The sequence below is a fragment of the Allobosea sp. 117 genome, assembly GCF_000702305.1.
GTDB lineage: Bacteria > Pseudomonadota > Alphaproteobacteria > Rhizobiales > Xanthobacteraceae > Ancylobacter.
This window is the reverse complement of the sequence record NZ_JNLC01000011.1, coordinates 134,260-152,430: the sequence shown is the minus strand read 5'-3', so window position 1 is coordinate 152,430 and position 18,171 is coordinate 134,260. Positions and strand designations below refer to the sequence as shown.

General features: G+C 70.5%; 17 protein-coding genes. 9 read left to right on the top strand and 8 right to left on the bottom strand.

Features of this window, described 5'->3' with window-relative positions; all coding sequences use genetic code 11:
• Positions 1-86 precede the first annotated feature (86 nt).
• From U742_RS0107370 to U742_RS0107355, 4 genes are all read right to left on the bottom strand, one after another.
• The gene (locus U742_RS0107370) at positions 87-278 is read right to left on the bottom strand and encodes a hypothetical protein (RefSeq protein ID WP_029351568.1); all 192 of its coding nucleotides are present in this window, start codon (positions 276-278) and stop codon (positions 87-89) included.
• Between the two features lie 26 nt (positions 279-304).
• Positions 305-1,213, bottom strand: coding sequence for a S49 family peptidase (locus tag U742_RS0107365; protein ID WP_029351566.1), 909 nt, complete (start codon positions 1,211-1,213; stop codon positions 305-307).
• A 66-nt stretch (positions 1,214-1,279) separates the two neighbouring features.
• Entirely contained in the window at positions 1,280-2,062 is a 783-nt protein-coding gene (locus U742_RS0107360; protein ID WP_038360854.1) for a tRNA1(Val) (adenine(37)-N6)-methyltransferase, read from the bottom strand.
• Entirely contained in the window at positions 2,046-2,267 is a 222-nt protein-coding gene (locus tag U742_RS0107355) for a putative signal transducing protein (RefSeq protein WP_029351562.1), read from the bottom strand. Before U742_RS0107355 ends, U742_RS0107360 begins: the two co-directional genes overlap by 17 nt.
• Before the next feature lie 163 nt (positions 2,268-2,430).
• On the opposite strand from U742_RS0107355, the gene U742_RS0107350 reads away from it, so the two are divergent.
• The gene (locus U742_RS0107350) at positions 2,431-3,441 is read left to right on the top strand and encodes a polyprenyl synthetase family protein (RefSeq protein ID WP_029351560.1); all 1,011 of its coding nucleotides are present in this window, start codon (positions 2,431-2,433) and stop codon (positions 3,439-3,441) included.
• A gap of 4 nt (positions 3,442-3,445) precedes the next feature.
• Here U742_RS0107350 and U742_RS0107345 read toward each other — a convergent pair whose 3' ends face one another.
• The gene (locus tag U742_RS0107345) at positions 3,446-3,769 is read right to left on the bottom strand and encodes a YnfA family protein (protein ID WP_029351557.1); all 324 of its coding nucleotides are present in this window, start codon (positions 3,767-3,769) and stop codon (positions 3,446-3,448) included.
• 25 nt (positions 3,770-3,794) lie between these two features.
• Positions 3,795-4,703: a 4-(cytidine 5'-diphospho)-2-C-methyl-D-erythritol kinase gene (locus U742_RS0107340; protein WP_197028209.1), complete on the bottom strand. Its 909-nt coding sequence runs from the start codon at positions 4,701-4,703 to the stop codon at positions 3,795-3,797.
• A gap of 325 nt (positions 4,704-5,028) precedes the next feature.
• On the opposite strand from U742_RS0107340, the gene rimP reads away from it, so the two are divergent.
• The 8 genes from rimP to pnp all read left to right on the top strand — a co-directional run bounded on the left by rimP (position 5,029) and on the right by pnp (position 15,621).
• Positions 5,029-5,826, top strand: coding sequence for a ribosome maturation factor RimP (gene rimP, locus U742_RS0107335; protein ID WP_029351554.1), 798 nt, complete (start codon positions 5,029-5,031; stop codon positions 5,824-5,826).
• Positions 5,827-5,828: 2 nt separating this feature from the next.
• On the top strand, positions 5,829-7,451 hold the full coding sequence (gene nusA, locus U742_RS0107330; protein ID WP_029351552.1) for a transcription termination factor NusA: 1,623 nt from the start codon (positions 5,829-5,831) through the stop codon (positions 7,449-7,451).
• Positions 7,452-7,530: 79 nt separating this feature from the next.
• Positions 7,531-8,211: an RNA-binding protein gene (locus U742_RS0107325; protein WP_051660936.1), complete on the top strand. Its 681-nt coding sequence runs from the start codon at positions 7,531-7,533 to the stop codon at positions 8,209-8,211.
• Between the two features lie 64 nt (positions 8,212-8,275).
• On the top strand, positions 8,276-11,041 hold the full coding sequence (gene infB / locus U742_RS0107320) for a translation initiation factor IF-2 (protein WP_029351548.1): 2,766 nt from the start codon (positions 8,276-8,278) through the stop codon (positions 11,039-11,041).
• A 143-nt stretch (positions 11,042-11,184) separates the two neighbouring features.
• Positions 11,185-11,598 (top strand): 30S ribosome-binding factor RbfA, encoded by a 414-nt coding sequence (rbfA, locus tag U742_RS0107315; RefSeq protein ID WP_029351547.1) that lies wholly within the window; start codon positions 11,185-11,187, stop codon positions 11,596-11,598.
• Positions 11,595-12,620: a tRNA pseudouridine(55) synthase TruB gene (gene truB, locus U742_RS0107310; RefSeq protein WP_029351544.1), complete on the top strand. Its 1,026-nt coding sequence runs from the start codon at positions 11,595-11,597 to the stop codon at positions 12,618-12,620. Before rbfA ends, truB begins: the two co-directional genes overlap by 4 nt.
• 209 nt (positions 12,621-12,829) lie before the next feature.
• Positions 12,830-13,099 carry a 30S ribosomal protein S15 gene (rpsO, locus tag U742_RS0107305; RefSeq protein ID WP_029351542.1) on the top strand — a complete coding sequence of 90 codons (270 nt, stop codon included), beginning with the start codon at positions 12,830-12,832 and terminating at the stop codon, positions 13,097-13,099.
• Positions 13,100-13,461: 362 nt separating this feature from the next.
• Entirely contained in the window at positions 13,462-15,621 is a 2,160-nt protein-coding gene (gene pnp, locus U742_RS0107300; protein WP_029351540.1) for a polyribonucleotide nucleotidyltransferase, read from the top strand.
• A gap of 220 nt (positions 15,622-15,841) precedes the next feature.
• Here the strand turns inward: pnp and U742_RS0107295 are convergent, their stop codons facing one another.
• Both U742_RS0107295 and glcF read right to left on the bottom strand, forming a co-directional pair.
• A complete protein-coding gene (locus U742_RS0107295) occupies positions 15,842-16,828 on the bottom strand; it encodes an asparaginase (RefSeq protein WP_029351538.1) in 987 nt (328 codons plus the stop codon).
• A 21-nt stretch (positions 16,829-16,849) separates the two neighbouring features.
• The gene (glcF, locus tag U742_RS0107290) at positions 16,850-18,169 is read right to left on the bottom strand and encodes a glycolate oxidase subunit GlcF (protein WP_029351536.1); all 1,320 of its coding nucleotides are present in this window, start codon (positions 18,167-18,169) and stop codon (positions 16,850-16,852) included.
• Positions 18,170-18,171 lie beyond the last annotated feature (2 nt).

Genomic DNA, 18,171 nt, shown 5'->3' with positions numbered 1-18,171 from the left:
TAAACTGGAATATCAGCGCGGAAAAATGAATTCGCGGTAAGAATCCGCTGGTTAGAACGGATCCAGACGGTCGCGTCAGCCTTGTGCTATTGCCGCGGCCGGTACTCGCCGGTCGCCGGGTCGCGCTGCAGCGTGCCGTGCGGCGGCGCGCTCTCGGCGGCGGTCTCGCGGCGCACCTCGTCGAGCTCGGCGTTCACCCGGCGCGACTCCTTGGCGAGCAGCTTGATCAGGGCGGCGGCGCCGACGGCACCCAGGGCGACGATGATGACGGGCGGCATGCCGCGCTTTCCTTCCCTCGTCCGGTTCAGAGCCCGAAACGGCTCCACAGGGCGCGCTCCTCGGCGATGCCGACAAAGGCCTCGGCCGCGCCCGCGCCGATGCCTTCCGGTCCTTCGAAGCCGACCGGGCTCCGTCCGCCGATAACGCCCGGCGTGCGACGCCCGAACAGGCCGCCGCCGCTGGAGATCAGCGGCGTGATGAGCTTCTCGCCGTAGCGGGCGCGCAGATGCGTGCGCATGTCGCCGATCGCATCGACCAGCCCGTATTCGAGTGCCTGTCCGGCCGCCCAGAACTCACCCGAAAACACGGCTTTCTCGGGGCCGGCGAGCACGCTTCCGCGCCGCTCCTTCACCAGTGCGACGAAACGCTCATGCACCTCCTTCTGGAGGGCCTTCAGCTTCTTCACGTCCTCCGGCTTCTCCGGCTGGAACGGATCAAGGATCACCTTGCGCTCGCCGGCGGTGTAGACGCGCCGGTCGATGCCCAGCTTCTCGAGCGCCTTGTCGAAGCCGAAGCCGGCGCTCACCACGCCGATCGAGCCGACGATCGAGAACGGATCGGCGACGATCTCGTCGGCCGCGCAGGCGAGCATGTAGCCGCCCGAGGCCGCCACGTCCTCGACGAAGGCGATGACGGTGCGTTCCTTCTCCTCGGCGAGCGCGCGGATGCGGCGATAGACGAGGTGCGACTGCACGGGCGAGCCGCCGGGCGAATTGATGACCAGCGCCACCGCCTTGGCGCCCTTCACCGCGAAGGCCCGGTCGAGCGTCTTCGCGAGTCCGGCGAAGGTGATGCCCGGCCGGAACGGCGTCGCCATGCCGATGGCGCCGTGGAGGCGCACCACCGGCACGATGGCGGTGCCGGCCCGCATCCGGGCCGGAAGCAGCTTTTCGGCGCCGCGCTTGAGACTGTCGAGGAAGGAGGTTTCGGCCATACGCCACACATAGAACATGCGCGGGCAAATGAGAACGCGGCCGCGACGCGTATTGACGCTGCGGAATTAGCTGATCCCTGCGCCGTCGCGCAGGATGTTTTCGGCCGCCGCGCTGGGGCGGCCGGCCGCGTCGGCGAGGACGAGCGCGGGCAGCAGGGCGGGCGGCGTGCGCCGGCCCTTGATGGCGCTGATCAGAATGCGGATCGCCGGCGCATCGGGGCGCGGATGCACCGGGCGGATGGCGACCGCGCCGAAGCGGCCCTCCAGCGCGGCGAGCAGCGCGCCGATCGCTTCGGGCCGATGGATGAGGGCGAGCCGCCCGCCCGCCGCCAGCAGCCGGTCGGCGGCGCGCAGCCATGTCGCGATGTCGGCGTCCGCCCCGCTATGGGCGAGCGCCCGCCCGCCGCGTGGCGAGGCGCGGAAGCGCGCGGGATCGTTGAAGGGCGGGTTCATCAGCACCAGGTCGGCCGATTGCGCCGCCGGCCGCTCCGGGCCGCCGCGCCGCCCCAGCATGGCGACGTCGGCGGCGACCACCTCGACCCGCGTCCCGATGTCGCCGTCCTGCCGGTCGGCGTTCGTCCGCGCCAGCTCCGCCAGCGCAGGGTCGATCTCGACCAGCGTCACCCGCGCTTCCGGCAGCCGGGCCGCCACGGCAAGCCCCGCCGCACCGACACCGGCGCCGAGATCGACCGCCGCCCGTGCATCCTCCGGCACGCTGGCGGCGAGCAGCAGGGCGTCATGTCCAGCGCGGTGGCCGCGCGCCGGCTGCAGCAGCCTCAGCCGGCCGCCCAGCAGGGCGTCGTCGGTGAGCTCGGCGGCCATGGAAGGCGCGTCAATCGACGAGGACATGGCCGAAGCCGGCTTCCGCGAGCAGGGCGCGGGCGCGCCTGTGGTCGGCGTCGTCGACCAGCAGGCGGCGGGGCAGCAGGCCGATCGAGCCTTCGAGCGCGCTCATGTGGCTGTCGGCCACCTGGTGCTCGATGCCGGCGGCGCTCAAAAGCGCGTCAACCGCCGAGATGAGCACCAGATCGTTGGAGCGCAGAAGCTCTTGCATTCGCGCATCATGGCACGTCCGCGCCGGAGCGGCGAGAGCGTGCGCCGGTACCGGAAGACATATGCATGCCTACAGTGACGTACGGGAAGCTGTGGCCCGGTCCCTCTTGAAGTCGTCGCCATGTCGTTCTTATGGTGCGCACGCCATTCACAGGAACCTGCCCGTGGCCGTTGTTCTGCCCTTCGATCCCGTCGCCGAACCCTCGATCGAGGGGATCGTCGATCTCGTGCGCCCCGGCATGGAGCAGGTGAACGCGCTGATCCTGTCGCGCACCGGTTCGGACGTGACGATGATCCCGGAGGTGGCACAGCACCTCATCTCTTCCGGCGGCAAGCGTCTGCGGCCCATGCTCACCCTCGCCACCGCCGAGCTGTCCGGCTATTCCGGCGACGGCGCGGTGAAGCTCGCCGCCTCGGTCGAGTTCATGCACACCGCGACGCTGCTGCATGACGACGTGGTCGATGACAGCGAGATGCGCCGCGGCAAGCTCGCCGCCCGCATGCTGTGGGGCAACGAGGCGAGCGTGCTGGTCGGCGACTTCCTGCTCGGCCAGGCCTTCCGCATGATGGTCGAGGTCGGCAACATGCGGGCGCTCGACATCCTCTCCACCGCCGCCGTGGTGATCGCCGAGGGCGAGGTCGCCCAGCTCGCCGCTGCCAAGAACACCGCCACCACCGAGGACGAATATCTCGCCGTCATCCGCGGCAAGACCGCCGAGCTGTTCGCCGCCGCCTGCGAGGTCGGCCCGGTCATCGCCGGGCGCGACAAGGCCGAGCAGGCCGCCTGCCGCAGCTACGGCATGAATCTCGGCATCGCCTTCCAGCTCGTCGACGACGCGCTGGACTATGGCGGCTCGCGCGCCAAGCTCGGCAAGAATGTCGGCGACGATTTCCGCGAGGGAAAGATCACCCTGCCGATTGTGCTCGCCTTCCGGCGCGGAAATGACGAGGAGCGCGCCTTCTGGCGCCGCTGCCTCGAGGAGGGCGAGATCGCCGACGGCGACCTCGAGCGCGCCATGGACATCCTCGCCCGCCACCGCGCGCTGGCCGACACGGTCGACCGCGCTCGCCATTACGGCGCCATCGCGCAGGACGCGCTCGGCCTGTTCCCGAACGGCGCCGCCAAGCAGGCGCTGCTCGACGTCGTCGAGTTCTGCGTCGAGCGGGCGCGGTAGGTCCTTACCCCCGCGGGCCGAACACCACGATCGCGGCGCCGGTGAGGCACACCGCGCCGCCGACGAGGTCCCAGCGGTCGGGCCGAAAGCCTTCCACCGCCCACAGCCAGGCCAGCGAGGCAGCGACATAGACCCCGCCATAGGCGGCGAAGGCGCGTCCGGCCGCCGAGGCGTCGACCTGGGTCAGCAGTGCCGCGAAGGCGACGAGGCTGACGAGGCCGGGCGCCAGCCACAGCGCACTGGCGCCGCTGCGCACCACCGCCCAGAAGGCGAAGCAGCCGGCAATCTCGAAGAAGGCCGCCAGCACGAACACCACCGACGTCGTCATCCGGCCTGCATCTCCCGAGCTTGCCTCATCCGAGAACGGTGGACCGCACCCACCAGCCGGAATGCCGCGCCCGCAACAGTTTGGCGGCACGCCCCGCGGCGCGGCAATCGTCATAGAGCGCGAACATGGTCGCGCCCGACCCCGACATGCGCACCAGCCGCACCCCCGGTGTCGCGGCCAGCGCCGCTTCGACCTCCGCGAGGACCGGGGCAAGCCGCCGGGCCGGTGCTTCGAGGTCGTTGGTCAGGCCGGCGAGCTGGGCGACGAGGCCGGATCGGTCGGCGGCGAACCCGGCGGCGTCGGGATGCGCCGGTCCCGGCAGCGCCTCGCCCGGCTTCAGGGCGAGTAGCCCGAACACCTCGGCGGTCGGCACGCCGATGCGCGGATTGACCAGCACCGCGCCGAAGCGCGGCAGGGCGAGCGGCTCGACGCGCTCCCCGCGCCCGCCCATCAGGCTGGCGCGTGCCCCGAGGCATACCGGCACATCCGAGCCGACGGCGGCGGCCGCCTCGACGAGGCGCGGATCGTCGAGGGCAAGGCCGTTCAGGCGGGCGAGCAGCCGTAGCGCCGCCGCCGCGTCCGAGGAGCCGCCGCCGAGCCCGGCGGCGACCGGCAGGCGCTTCTCCAGCCGGAAATGCCCGGCCGCCAGCCCCGGCACGTGCGCGATCAGCGCCCGCGCGGCCTTCAGCACCAGATTGTCCGCCTCCGGCCCGGCGGCGGCGGCGCCCTCGCCGGCGACCTCCAGCGACAGCGACCGGCCGGGCTGAAGCGTCAGCCGGTCGGCGGTGCCGGCGAAGGCGACGAGGCTCATCAGATCGTGATAGCCGTCCGCCCGCCGTCCGAGCACGCGCAGCGTGAGATTGACCTTGGCCGGCGCCCGCTCGACGAGCACGCCGGCTTCCTGATCGGTGATGGCACGGGGCTTCGAATCCATACCGCGCTTATGCGCGGGCGCGGACCGGGCGACAAGATCATGACCACCCGGGCTGTCGTCATGCCCGGCCTTGAGCCGGCATCCACGCTTTGTTGGAGTAACGTCGCGGACGTGGAGGTCGGGTCATGTCGCGCCGCCGCCGCGGCGGGGTCTTATGGCGGGTCCGCCCCGGCCCTCGACCCAAGCTTGCGCGGGATATGCCTTTGGCTGTATAAGCGCGCCATTCACCACATCTCATAGCGATCGGAAACGGTCGGATTGAGGGTGGGCCCCGGCCGGGGCCCGCTCTTTTCGCATTACGGGTCGCCGCGACCCACAAGGGCACATGAACGAGAACATCCCCGCCGCCGATGCGCGGCCCCCGGCTCCGAACGAGCCGCGGCTCATTACCGAGAGCGGTCCCGCCGCGCGCGTCGCGGCGATCGTCGAGCCTGTGCTCGAAGGGCTCGGCTTCCGGCTGGTGCGGGTGAAGATCTCCGGCGCCAACGGCGTCACCGTGCAGATCATGGCGGAACGGCCTGACGGCGGCTTCGGCATCGACGAATGCGAGGCGGCGAGCCGCGCCCTCTCGCCGGTGCTCGACGTCGAGGACCCGATCTCGGGCGCCTACAACCTCGAAATGTCCTCGCCCGGCATCGACCGCCCGCTGGTGCGCGCGGGCGACTTCCAGCGCTGGGCCGGCCACGACCTGAAGGTCGAGATGGCGGTCGCCCATGACGGTCGCAAGCGCTTCCGTGGCATCCTGATCGGCGCCGAGGGCGGCGAGGCGATCCTTCGCCTGAAGGACGCGCCGGCGGATGCGCCCGACACCGTCCGCCTGCCGATCGCCGATATCGGCGAGGCGCGCCTGGTGATGACCGACGCGCTGATCCGCGAGGCGCTGCGCCGTGACAAGGCGCTGCGCGAGGGCGCCGGCATCGCCGAGGACGAGATCGACGATATCGGGGCGGAGGACTTCGCCGGGGACGAGGGCGCCGAAGGCGCCGCCGCCCGCGTGGTCCCCCCGAAGAAGATGCCGGTCCGCGGCAAGGAGAAGGCGAAGCCTTATCTCAAGCCGAAGGGCGCCGCCAAGACCGGCAAGAAATCCAACGCCAAACGCAAATCCACCGCGAAGGAGACGTGACGATGGCTGTCGTCAGCGCAAACCGGCTCGAACTCCTGCAGATCGCCGATGCGGTCGCGCGCGAGAAGTCGATCGACCGGCAAATCGTCATCGCCGCCATGGAGGACGCCATCGCCAAGGCGGCGCGCTCGCGCTACGGCGCTGAGACCGACATCCATGCGGAGATCAACCCGCGCACCGGCGAGCTGCGCCTCGCGCGCCATCTCCTGGTGGTCGACCAGGTCGAGAACTCGGCGATCGAGATCGATCTCGCCGGCGCCCGCCGGCTGAACCCGGCGGCGCAGATCGGCGATTCCATCGCCGACACGCTGCCGCCCTTCGATTTCGGCCGCATCGCCGCGCAGTCGGCCAAGCAGGTCATCGTGCAGAAGGTGCGCGAGGCCGAGCGCGACCGTCAGTACGACGAGTACAAGGACCGCATCGGCGAGATCGTGAACGGTGCGGTGAAGCGCGTCGAATACGGCAATGTCGTCGTCGACCTCGGCCGCGGCGAGGGCTCGCTGCGCCGCGACGAACTGCTGCCGCGCGAGGTCTTCAAGACCGGCGACCGCATCCGCGCCTATGTCTACGACGTGCGCCGCGAGCCGCGCGGCCCGCAGATCTTCCTCTCGCGCACCCATCCGCAGTTCATGTCGAAGCTGTTCGCGCAGGAAGTGCCGGAAATCTACGACGGCATCGTCGAGATCAAGGCGGTCGCCCGCGACCCGGGCTCGCGCGCCAAGATCGCTGTGACCTCGCGCGATTCCTCGGTCGATCCGGTCGGCGCCTGCGTCGGCATGCGCGGCTCGCGCGTGCAGGCCGTGGTGAACGAGCTGCAGGGCGAGAAGATCGACATCATCCCGTGGTCGCCGGATGTGGCGACCTTCATCGTCAACGCCCTCGCCCCCGCCGAGGTGGTGAAGGTGGTGCTCGACGAGGACCGCGAGCGTATTGAAGTCGTGGTCCCCGATGCCCAACTAAGCCTCGCGATCGGCCGCCGCGGCCAGAACGTGCGCCTCGCCTCCCAGCTCACCGGCTGGGACATCGACATCATGACCGAGGCCGAGGAGAGCGAGCGGCGCCAGAAGGAATTCGCCGAGCGCACCAAGATGTTCGCCGAGGCGCTCGACCTCGACGAGATGATGGGCCAGCTCCTCGCCTCCGAAGGCTTCGCCACGGTCGAAGAGCTAGCCTATGTCCCGATCAACGAGCTCGCCGGCATTGAGGGCTTCGACGAGGACACGGCGCAGGAGCTGCAGAACCGTGCGCTGGGCCACCTCGCGGCCGTCGAGGCCGAATATGACGAGAAGCGCCGCGCGCTCGGCGTTGCCGACGAGCTGCGCGAGGTTCCGGGTGTGACCTCGCCGATGCTGGTGGCGTTCGGCGAGAACGACATCAAGACCGTCGAGGACCTCGCCGGCTGCGCCACTGACGACCTGACCGGCTGGACCGAGCGCAAGGACGGCGAGACGGTCCGCATCGCCGGCGCGCTGGAGGGCTTCGGCCTGTCCCGCGAGGAGGCCGAGGCGCTGATCATGCAGGCCCGTCTCAAGGCCGGCTGGATCACCGAGGAGGACCTCGCCTCCGGTGCGGCCGAGGACGAGGACGGCGCCGAGGAAGACGCCCCCGGCGGGGCGGCGGCGTGAGGATTCGGCCGGTGCGGCGGACCGCCTGACAGGGCGCGCCGCCGCTGCCGGACGAGAGATGGCAGGAGAGCGGCTGCGCATGCAGGCGGCGAAGGACGAGGCGATCGCGCAGGTGGCGGAGGCCGAGGTGGCCGACGCGACGGAGACCGATTCCGGTCCCGCCGCCGGCCGCCGCGAGCTGACGCGCTTCTGCATTGCTTCCCGCACGGTTCGTCCGGTCGACCAGATGCTGCGCTTCGTGGTGGCGCCGGATGGCATGGTGGTGCCGGACCTCGGTTCGCGGCTTCCGGGCCGCGGCGCCTGGGTGGAGGCGACCCGCACCGCGCTTGCCGAGGCAATCCGGCGCAAGGCTTTCGGCCGGGCGTTCCGCGGCAAGGGGCGGGTGGAGCCGGCGCTGCCGGAGCTGGTCGACTCCCTGCTGGAGAAGGACGCGTTCGCCGCGCTCGGCTTCGCCAACAAGGCGGGGCGGCTGGTGACGGGCACGACCAAGGTGGCCGAGGCGCTGCGCTCGGGCGAGGTCTCGGTGCTGGTGCACGCAGCCGACGCCGCCTCCGACGGGGTGGCGAAGATCGATGCGCTGGCCCGTCGCGTGAGCGAGGAGAGCGGCCGCGATATCGCAACCGTGTCATGTGTCACGGGCGTGCAATTGGACTTGGCGCTGGGGAGGGCAAATGTGGTACATGCTGCCCTGCTCGCGCATCCGACGAGCGCGGGGTTTCTCGCGCGCATACGAAAGCTCGAGCGCTGGCGGGCCGGATAAGCAGCCGGCGCGCTAAGGAATCGGCGTCGCGCATGAGGCGCGCACGCCCAGGAACGGACACCGAATGAACGATACGAAGAATCCCGGCGAGAAGACGATGGGCGTTGGTCAAGGGGCTGCCTCCGGCAAGACCCTGACGCTCAAGAGGCCTGTCGAGCAGGGCGTCGTCCGCCAGAGCTTCAGCCATGGGCGGTCCAAGGCCGTCGTGGTCGAGAAGGTGAAGCGTCGCGTGATCGGCCCGGGCGACAAGCCCGACGTGCCGCATGCCGCGCCGCATCCTGCTCCCTCGGTCTCCGCGCCGCCCCGTCCCTCGCCCCCGCCCAGCCAGGCCGCCGCGCCGGCGCCCGCCCGCAACGGCGCGCCGCAGCCGAGCCGCACCCAGCAGGCGCCCTCGGCGAATCTTTCGACCTCGCGTCCGGCGCATGCCGGCACCCGCCCCGGCGGCGTGGTGCTGCGCTCGCTGACCGAGGAGGAGGCTCGCGCCCGCACCGCCGCGCTCCAGGACGCCCGCGTCCGCGAGGCGGAGGAGCGCGCGCGCGCCGAGGAGGAAGCCCGCCGCCGCGCCGAGCGCGAGGCGCGCGAGAAGATCGAGCGCGAGGCCGCCGAGGCGCGCAAGCGCGAGGAAGAGGCCCGCCGCGCCTTCGAGGACGAGGCCCGCCGCAAGTCCGAACAGGAGGCGCGCAAGCGCTTCGGCGACGATGCCCCCGCGTCTGCCCCGGCTGCCGCGGCCCCGGCCGCGCCCGCCGGCGCGCCGCGTGCCGCCCAGCCCGCGCCGTCGGCCCCCTCGTCGGTCGGCGCCCCGCGTGTCGCCACCCCGCGTGGTCCCGGCGGCATGGAAGCCGAGGATGACGAGCGTCGTCCCGTCCGTCGCGGACCGGGCGGCGCCGCGCGTCCTGCCGCGCCCGCGCCGAAGCCGACGCGCCCGGCCGGCGGCGAGAAGAATCGCGGCCGCCTCACGCTGGTGACCGCCCAGTCGAGCGAGGAGGAGCGCCAGCGTTCCGTTGCCTCGTTCCGCCGCCGCACCCAGCGCATGAGCGGCCACCGCCATGTCGAGGTGAAGGAAAAGATCGCCCGCGAGGTGATCGTTCCCGAGACCATCTCCATCCAGGAGCTGGCCAACCGCATGGCCGAGCGCGCGGTCGACGTCATCCGCCTGCTGATGAAGCAGGGCCAGATGGTGAAGATCACCGACGTGATCGACGCCGACACCGCCCAGCTTATCGCCGAGGAACTCGGCCACAGCGTGCGCCGCGTCGCCGAATCCGATGTCGAGGAAGGCCTGTTCGATGCCCCCGACGCGCCGGAGAATCTGGAGTCGCGCCCGCCGGTCGTCACCATCATGGGCCATGTCGACCACGGCAAGACCTCGCTGCTCGACGCCCTGCGCTCGGCCAACGTGGTCTCCGGCGAGGCCGGCGGCATCACCCAGCATATCGGCGCCTATCAGGTGACCTCGCCGCTCGGCGGCAAGATCACCTTCATCGACACGCCCGGCCACGCCGCGTTCACCGCCATGCGCGCCCGCGGCGCCAAGGTGACCGACATCGTGGTGCTGGTGGTGGCCGCCGATGACGGCGTCATGCCGCAGACCATCGAGGCCATTAATCACGCGCGCGCCGCCAAGGTGCCGCTGATCGTCGCCATCAACAAGATCGACAAGCCCGATGCCAAGCCGGAGCGCGTGCGCTCCGAGCTGCTGCAATACGAGGTGCAGGTCGAAAGCCTCGGCGGCGAGACGCTCGAGGTCGAGGTGTCGGCCAAGGCCCACACCAATCTCGACAAGCTGCTCGAACTGATCAGCCTTCAGGCCGAAGTTCTCGACCTCAAGGCCAATCCCGATCGCGACGCCGAGGGCACCGTCATCGAGGCCAAGCTCGATCGCGGCCGTGGCCCGGTGGCGACGGTTCTCGTGCAGCGCGGCACCCTGCGCGTCGGCGACATCGTCGTGGCCGGCGCCGAATGGGGCCGCGTGCGCGCGCTGATCTCCGACAAGGGCAGCCAGCTCGGTTCGGCCGAGCCGTCCATGCCGGTCGAGGTGCTCGGCTTCAACGGCACGCCGGAGGCGGGCGACCGCCTCGCGGTGGTCGAGAGCGAGGCCCGCGCCCGCGAGATCACCGACTACCGCAAGAACCAGAAGCGCGAGAAGGCGGCGGCGCGTTCCGCCACCGTGCGCGGCTCGCTCGAGCAGATGATGAGCCAGGCGAAGACGGCGGGCCGCAAGGAATTCCCGCTGATCGTCAAGGGTGACGTGTCGGGCTCGGTCGAGGCGATCATCGCCTCGCTGGAGAAGCTCGGCACCGACGAGGTGCAGGCCCGCATCATCCACTCCGGCGCCGGCGGCGTGAACGAGAGCGACGTGACGCTGGCCGAGACGGCCGGCGCGGCGATCATCGCGTTCAACGTGCGCGCCAACAAGGAAGCCCGCGAGGCGGCCGAGCGCGCCGGCATCGAGATCCGCTACTACAACATCATCTACGACCTCGTGGATGACGTGAAGGCGGCGATGGGCGGCCTGCTCGCCCCGGTGAAGCGCGAGACCATGCTCGGCAACGCGCTGATCCTGGAGATCTTCAACGTCTCGAAGGTCGGCAAGGTCGCCGGCTGCCGCGTCACCGACGGCACCGTCGAGCGCGGCCAGCATGTCCGCCTGATCCGCGACAACGTCGTGATCCACGAGGGCAAGCTCGCTACGCTGAACCGCTTCAAGGATGCGGTGAACGTGGTGCAGGCCGGCCAGGAGTGCGGCATGTCCTTCGAAAACTACCAGGACATGCGCGCCGGCGACGTGATCGAGTGCTACCGCGTCGAGGTGGTGCAGCGCACGCTGTGATGCCTGCCCGGCGCCCGGCCTTCCGGGCTCCGGACAAGCTCTGAAGCATCCACGGGAATCCGCGGTCCGATCCCGCCGGTTCCGGTCGAAGTCGGCCCCTTGTCTCCGGTTCACCGGGGAAGGGCCATGAAGGTTTGTGCATTATGAAGAACAGGACGAGCTCGGTCGCGGGCCCGAGCCAGCGTCAGCTCCGCGTGGGCGAGCTGGTGCGCCATGCCCTCGCGGACATCCTCGCGCGCGGCGACCTGCCGGATCCGGCGCTTTCCAAGGTGCTGATCACCGTGCCCGAGGTGCGGATGAGCCCGGACCTGAAGATCGCCACCTGCTTCGTCATGCCGCTCGGCGGCAAGGACCCGAAGGCGGCGATCGCCGCGCTGGCCGAGAACGCCAAGCCGCTGCGCGGCGAGCTCGCGCGCCGGGTGGAGCTGAAATTCGTTCCCGAGCTGCGCTTCCGCATCGACACCTCCTTCGAGGAAGGCGCGCGGATCGACGCGCTGCTGCGCTCGCCGCAGGTGCAGCGCGATCTCGAGGACAAGAACCAAGAGGACGAGACATGAACGCCCCGTTTGACGCCGATACCCTCGCTCACGAGGCCCCCGCGACCGAGACCGGGGAGCCCGCCCGCCCGCCGAAGGCGGAACGCGCCCCCGCGCCGGCCCGCCAGCGCCGCCCCAAGCGCGACATCGACGGCTGGGTGCTGCTCGACAAGCCGGTCGGCATGACCTCGACGCAGGCGGTCGGCGCGGTGAAATGGCTGTTCTCGGCCAAGAAGGCCGGCCATGCCGGCACGCTCGACCCGCTCGCCTCGGGCTGCCTGCCGATCGCGCTTGGCGAGGCCACCAAGACGGTCCCGTTCGTTATGGACGGGCGCAAGGTCTACCGCTTCACCGTGCGCTGGGGCGTCGAGACCGACACCGACGATTCCGAGGGGCGCGCGGTCACGACCTCGGATGCGCGCCCGGCGCGCGAGGCGATCCTCGCCATGCTGCCGGCCTTCCGCGGCGAGATCGAGCAGACCCCGCCGGCCTTCTCGGCGCTGAAGATCAATGGCGAGCGGGCTTATGACCTCGCCCGCGAGGGCGTCGCCGTCGAGCTCGCCCCGCGCCTCGTCGAGATTCACCGGCTGGAGCTCGTCGACATGCCGGACGCCGACCATGCGGTGTTCGAGACCGAGTGCGGCAAGGGCACCTATGTGCGCTCGCTCGCCCGCGACTTCGGCCGCACGCTGGGCACGCGCGGCCATATCAGCGCGCTGCGCCGCACCTGTGTCGGTACCTTCGAAGAGGCCTCGCTGGTGCCGCTCGCCGAGCTGCGCGCCGTCTCGGAGGCCAATGGCGATGCCGCGCCCGCCTTCGCGCTGCGTCCGGTCGGCATCGGCCTCGACACGCTGCCCTCGCTGCGCGTCTCGCCGGCGGATGCCGCGCGCCTCGCCCATGGCCAGAGCATCATCCTGCGCGGGCGCGACGCGCCGATCCTCGAAGGCCCGGTGGCGATCACTGCCGGCGGCAGGCTGGTCGCGCTCGGCGAGGCCGAGGCCGGCGAGATCTTCCCGAAGCGGATCTTCCATTCGGGCGGGTGAGGCGCCGAGCCCTCGTGCCCGCGCCCACATCGCGCTAGCCACGCTGGCGTTTTCGTGTATGGTGCGCGCGCGTTGCGGACATGCCTGTCCGCGCGACCCGTTGTCATTTCGACCGTGCTGGACGACATCCCGGCTCGGCCGAGACGCGGGACGGAGCGGCCTTCCGGGCCCCCGTCATTCTGAGACCCTGCACACGGAAAGGATATCCGATGTCGATCACGGCCGAGCGCAAGCAGGCGCTCATCACTGAATATGCCACCAAGCCGGGTGATACCGGTTCGGCCGAAGTCCAGGTTGCGATCCTCACCGAGCGCATCTCCAACCTCACCGAGCACTTCAAGAGCCACGCCAAGGACAACCACTCGCGTCGCGGCCTGCTCAAGCTCGTCTCCCAGCGTCGCGGTCTGCTGGACTATCTGAAGAAGACCGAAGAGGCGCGCTACAAGGCGCTGATCGGGCGTCTCGGCATCCGCCGCTGACGCCTTCGGGCATGTTCTGCGAAAGCCGAGCGCTTTCATCGGGACATGCCCTTTTCGTTGGAGTGCCTTCCTGATCGCCGGATGGAACATCCCGGCGGGAGGTGCTCCGGGCGGAACGGGCGAGGCCCGTCGACCCGCCCGTTTTCGTTGCGCGCCCGGATGGTCCGGACGCGGCGTTGACCGACAGGCGGCGGGCATGGGGCTCGCCGCTCGCAAATGAAGCGGCGAGCCATGGCAGGATCGCCGGAGGCTTGCATCCCGTGTCCCCCGCTCCGGCTCCGCCGGGCGAGGGCCGCGCGCAGCGGACGAGCCTCCCGCCGTCTTGCCCATGGCTCTCCGGCTTCGGAAAGCCAGAGAATCATATGTTCGACATTCATCGCGAGGAACTCGACTGGGGCGGGCGCACGCTCACCCTCGAGACCGGCAAGATGGCGCGCCAGGCCGATGGCGCCGTGCTCGCCTCCTATGGCGACACCACCGTGCTCGCCACCGTGGTCTCCGCCAAGGCGCCCAAGCCCGGCCAGGACTTCTTCCCGCTCACCGTCAACTACCAGGAAAAGGCCTATGCGGCTGGCCGCATCCCCGGCGGCTACTTCAAGCGCGAGGGCCGTCCGAGCGAGAAGGAGACGCTGGTCTCCCGCCTGATCGACCGCCCGATCCGCCCCCTCTTCGCCGAGGGCTACAAGTGCGACACGCAGGTCATCATCACCGTCCTCTCGCATGACCTCGAGAACGACCCGGACATCGTCTCGATGGTGGCCGCCTCGGCCGCCCTCACCCTGTCCGGCGTGCCCTTCATGGGCCCGATCGGCGGCGCCCGCGTCGGCTTCATCGACAACGAATATGTGCTGAACCCGACCGTCGACGAGGTGAAGGAAAGCGCCCTCGACCTCGTGGTCGCCGGCACCGCCGACGCCGTGCTGATGGTCGAATCGGAAGCCAAGGAGCTGTCCGAGGAAGTCATGCTCGGCGCCGTGATGTTCGGCCACCGCCACTTCCAGCCGGTGATCGACGCCATCATTCGCCTCGCCGAGAAGGCCGCCAAGGAGCCGCGCGACTTCGCCGCTCCGGACAATTCGGCGCTCGAGACCGAGCTGCGCGGCCTGATCGAGGCGGAGCTGCGCGACGCCTACAAGATCGCCAAGAAGCAGGACCGCTACGCCGCGGTCGATGCCGCCAAGGCCAAGGCCAAGGCGCATTACGCCGCGCTCGCTGCCGAGGGCAAGGAAGTCCCGGACGCGCAGAAGCTCAGCGACGTGCTGAAGGAGCTCGAGGCGAAGATCGTCCGCTGGACCATCCTCGACGAGGGCGTGCGCATCGACGGCCGCGACACCAAGACCGTGCGCCCGATCCTCTCCGAGGTCGGCGTGCTGCCGCGCGCCCACGGCTCGGCGCTGTTCACCCGCGGCGAGACGCAGGCGCTGGTCGTCGCCACGCTGGGCACCGGCGAGGACGAGCAGTTCATCGACAGCCTGGAAGGCACCTACAAGGAGCGCTTCCTGCTGCACTACAACTTCCCGCCCTTCTCAGTCGGCGAGACCGGCCGCATGGGCTCCCCGGGCCGCCGCGAGATCGGCCACGGCAAGCTCGCCTGGCGCGCCGTGCACCCGGTGCTGCCGCCGGCGCACGAGTTCCCCTACACGCTGCGCGCCGTCTCGGAGATCCTGGAGTCGAACGGCTCCTCCTCCATGGCGACCGTCTGCGGCACCTCGCTGGCGCTGATGGATGCCGGCGTGCCGATGCGCCGCCCGGTGGCCGGCATCGCCATGGGCCTCATCCTCGAGGGCGAGAAATACGCCGTGCTGTCGGACATCCTCGGTGACGAGGATCACCTCGGCGACATGGACTTCAAGGTGGCGGGCACCGACAAGGGCGTCACCGCGCTGCAGATGGACATCAAGATCGCCGGCATCACCGAGGAGATCATGAAGGTCGCCCTCACCCAGGCGAAGGACGGCCGCATGCACATCCTCGGCGAGATGGGCAAGGCGCTCTCCGGCGCCCGCGCCGAGCTCGGCGAGCATGCCCCGCGCATCGAGGTGATCCAGATCCCGGTCGACAAGATCCGCGAAGTGATCGGCTCGGGCGGCAAGGTGATCCGCGAGATCGTCGAGAAGACCGGCGCCAAGATCAACATCGAGGACGACGGCACCGTGAAGGTCGCCTCCGCCTCGGGCGAGTCGATCAAGGCGGCGCTGAACTGGATCAAGTCGATCGCTTCCGAGCCGGAGATCGGCCACATCTACGAGGGCACGGTCGTCAAGGTCGTGGACTTCGGCGCCTTCGTGAATTTCTTCGGCGCCAAGGACGGCCTCGTGCACGTCTCGCAGCTCGCCAAGGAGCGCGTGGCGAAGCCCTCCGACGTCGTCAAGGAAGGCGACAAGGTGAAGGTGAAGCTGCTCGGCTTCGACGAGCGCGGCAAGACCCGCCTCTCGATGAAGGTCGTCGACCAGAAGACCGGCGAGGACCTCGAGGCCGCCGCCAAGGCCGCGGAAGCCACCGAGGCCGGCGCCGCCGAGTGAACGCGGTTCGCCAGTGAAGATCGGAACGGGGCGCTTTGGCGCCCCGTTTGCTTTTGGGCTGCCGTGCTTGTTTTTGCGGCTCGCGCCTGCGTGCTTCGAGGCCGGCTTTGCCGGCACCTCAGCATGACGGGGCGATGATTTGCTTATATGAACGCCGTCATGCTGAGGTGCGAGCGAGCCTCGAAGGATGCCCCCGGCGCACTCCGAAGCGGACAGCCGACTACCGATACACCCCGAACGCCGCTGCGACCTCGTCGCGATCCAGCCCGGCGGCGAGCGCGAACATCAGCAGCAGCCGCGCCTTCGGGCCTTGCAGCGAGCCGGCCGGGATCAGCCCACGTGCCAGCAGGTCGATCTCCGAGCCGGCATAGCCATAGGTCTTGGTGAAGACCGGCCCGCCCAGCGTGCGGCTCGCCAGCACCACTGGAATCTTCGAAGCCACATAGCCGACCATGTCGGCGATCTCGGCCGGCACGTGGCCGGCGCCCATGCCCTCGATGACGAGGCCGGCATAGCCGAGGTCGGGCGTCGCTGCGACCAGCCCGCCATCGTCGCCCAGCGTCATCTTCGCCAGCGCAACGCGCGGCAGGTCGGTTCCTCCAGGCAGCTCGAAATGCGGTCCGCGCGGCAGGCGGGCGTGAAACCGCGCGCGCCCCTCCGCCACCAGCCCGAGCGGGCCGGGCGCCGCCGAGACGAAGGCCGAGGGCAGCGCGGTGTGCGCCTTGCGCACAGCGCGGGCGGCGTGGATCTCGTCGTTCAGCACGGCGAGCGCGCCGAGCCCGCGCGCGGCGGCGCTGGCGGCGACGATCGCGGCGGAAAGAAGATTTGCCGGCCCGTCCGCCCCCGGCGCTTCCGGCCCGCGCATGGCCCCGGTGACGACCACCGGGCGCTCGTCCTCGATCAGCAGGTCGAGCGCGAAGGCGGTCTCCTCGATGGTGTCGGTGCCCTGGATCACCACCGCGCCGTCGAAGCCGGCTTTGAACCCGGCGCGGATCTCGGCGGCGACGCCGGCGATCTGTGTGGGCGTCAGCGACGGGCTCGGCAGCTTCAGCGGCGAGCGCGCCTCGATCTCCGCGACGTCGGCAAGGCCCGGTATGGCGGCGACGAGGTCGGCCGCGCCCAGCGCCGGCACGATGCCGCCAGCAGGGTCGCGCTTCATGGTGATGGTGCCGCCGAGCGACAGCACGAGCAGGCGGGGCAGGCTCATCGGCGGTTCCGACAGCGAGAATCAGGCGGCGACGTTCACGTCCGCGATGATATCCGGCTTCGGCCCGCCGGTCGCCCAGTCGATCAGCTCCACCGTGTGCAGCACGGGGATCGCCGTGCCGCCGCCGATCTGCGTCATGCAGCCGATATTGCCGGTGGCGATGATCTCCGGCCGCGTGCGCTCGATATTGGCGACCTTGCGCGCGCGGAGCTGGCCGGCGATCTCCGGCTGCAGGATGTTGTAGGTGCCGGCCGAGCCGCAGCACAGATGCCCCTCGGCCGGTTCCAGCACCTCGAAGCCGACCTTCGCCAGCAGCGCCTTGGGGGCGGTGCGGACCTTCTGGCCGTGCTGCAGCGAGCAGGCGGCGTGATAGGCGACGCGCCGCCCGGCGGCGATCACCGGCACCGGCAGCTCACGCTCGGCGAGGAACTCGCTGATGTCCTTCGCCAGGCTGGAGACCCTCGCCGCGCGCTCGGCATAGGCCGGCTCGCTCCGCAGCATGTGGCCGTAATCCTTGATGGTGGTGCCGCAGCCGGAGGTGGTGATGATGATGGCGTCGAGCCCCTCGCCCTCGATCTCGCGGCTCCAGGCATCGACATTGGCGCGGGCATTGGCGAACGCGAGGTCTTCCTTGCCCATGTGGTGGGTCAGCGAGCCGCAGCAGCCGCCGCCCTTGGGGCGCACGATCTCGACGCCCATGCGGGTGAGCAGACGGATCGCCGCCTCGTCGATCTCCGGGCGCAGCACCGGCTGGGCGCAGCCGTCGAGCAGCGCGACGCGGGCGCGGCGCGGCCCCTTGGCCGGGAAGCGCCGCTCGCCCTCGCTCGCCGCGCGGGTCGCCGGGCGGGCCGGGGCGAGCTGCAGCATTGCCGCTAGCGGCTTGAGGCCCGGCACGCTGGCGAACAGCCCGGCAAAGGGCCGCGCCAGCATGGCGCCACCGATGGCGAGGCGGAACAGCCGACGGCTCGGCAGCACCCGCGCCAGCAGCACGCGGATCATCCGGTCGGCGAAGGGGCGCTTATAGGTCTCCTCGATATGCGCGCGGGCGACGTCGACGAGGTGCATGTAGTGCACGCCGGAGGGGCAGGTGGTCATGCATGACAGGCAGGAGAGGCAGCGGTCGACGTGCTTGGCCACCTCCGTCGTCGCCGGCCGGTCGTTCTCCAGCATGTCCTTGATGAGGTAGATTCGCCCACGTGGTGAATCGAGTTCGTCGCCGAGCAGCACGAAGGTCGGGCAGGTGGCGGTGCAGAAGCCGCAATGCACGCAGGCGCGCAGCACGCCTTCGGCGGTGGCGATGTCGGGATTGGCGAGCTGGGCAAGCGAGAAATTGGTCTGCATGG

Excerpts from the sequence above, each read along its gene's own strand:
- U742_RS0107370 (WP_029351568.1), bottom strand. The coding sequence starts at position 278 with ATGCCGCCCGTCATCATCGTCGCCCTGGGTGCCGTCGGCGCCGCCGCC.
- U742_RS0107365 (WP_029351566.1), bottom strand. The coding sequence starts at position 1,213 with ATGGCCGAAACCTCCTTCCTCGACAGTCTCAAGCGCGGCGCCGAAAAG.
- U742_RS0107360 (WP_038360854.1), bottom strand. The coding sequence starts at position 2,062 with ATGTCCTCGTCGATTGACGCGCCTTCCATGGCCGCCGAGCTCACCGAC.
- U742_RS0107355 (WP_029351562.1), bottom strand. The coding sequence starts at position 2,267 with ATGCAAGAGCTTCTGCGCTCCAACGATCTGGTGCTCATCTCGGCGGTT.
- U742_RS0107345 (WP_029351557.1), bottom strand. The coding sequence starts at position 3,769 with ATGACGACGTCGGTGGTGTTCGTGCTGGCGGCCTTCTTCGAGATTGCC.
- U742_RS0107340 (WP_197028209.1), bottom strand. The coding sequence starts at position 4,703 with ATGGATTCGAAGCCCCGTGCCATCACCGATCAGGAAGCCGGCGTGCTC.
- rimP (WP_029351554.1), top strand. The coding sequence starts at position 5,029 with ATGAACGAGAACATCCCCGCCGCCGATGCGCGGCCCCCGGCTCCGAAC.
- nusA (WP_029351552.1), top strand. The coding sequence starts at position 5,829 with ATGGCTGTCGTCAGCGCAAACCGGCTCGAACTCCTGCAGATCGCCGAT.
- U742_RS0107325 (WP_051660936.1), top strand. The coding sequence starts at position 7,531 with ATGCAGGCGGCGAAGGACGAGGCGATCGCGCAGGTGGCGGAGGCCGAG.
- infB (WP_029351548.1), top strand. The coding sequence starts at position 8,276 with ATGAACGATACGAAGAATCCCGGCGAGAAGACGATGGGCGTTGGTCAA.
- rbfA (WP_029351547.1), top strand. The coding sequence starts at position 11,185 with ATGAAGAACAGGACGAGCTCGGTCGCGGGCCCGAGCCAGCGTCAGCTC.
- truB (WP_029351544.1), top strand. The coding sequence starts at position 11,595 with ATGAACGCCCCGTTTGACGCCGATACCCTCGCTCACGAGGCCCCCGCG.
- rpsO (WP_029351542.1), top strand. The coding sequence starts at position 12,830 with ATGTCGATCACGGCCGAGCGCAAGCAGGCGCTCATCACTGAATATGCC.
- pnp (WP_029351540.1), top strand. The coding sequence starts at position 13,462 with ATGTTCGACATTCATCGCGAGGAACTCGACTGGGGCGGGCGCACGCTC.
- U742_RS0107295 (WP_029351538.1), bottom strand. The coding sequence starts at position 16,828 with ATGAGCCTGCCCCGCCTGCTCGTGCTGTCGCTCGGCGGCACCATCACC.
- glcF (WP_029351536.1), bottom strand. The coding sequence starts at position 18,169 with ATGCAGACCAATTTCTCGCTTGCCCAGCTCGCCAATCCCGACATCGCC.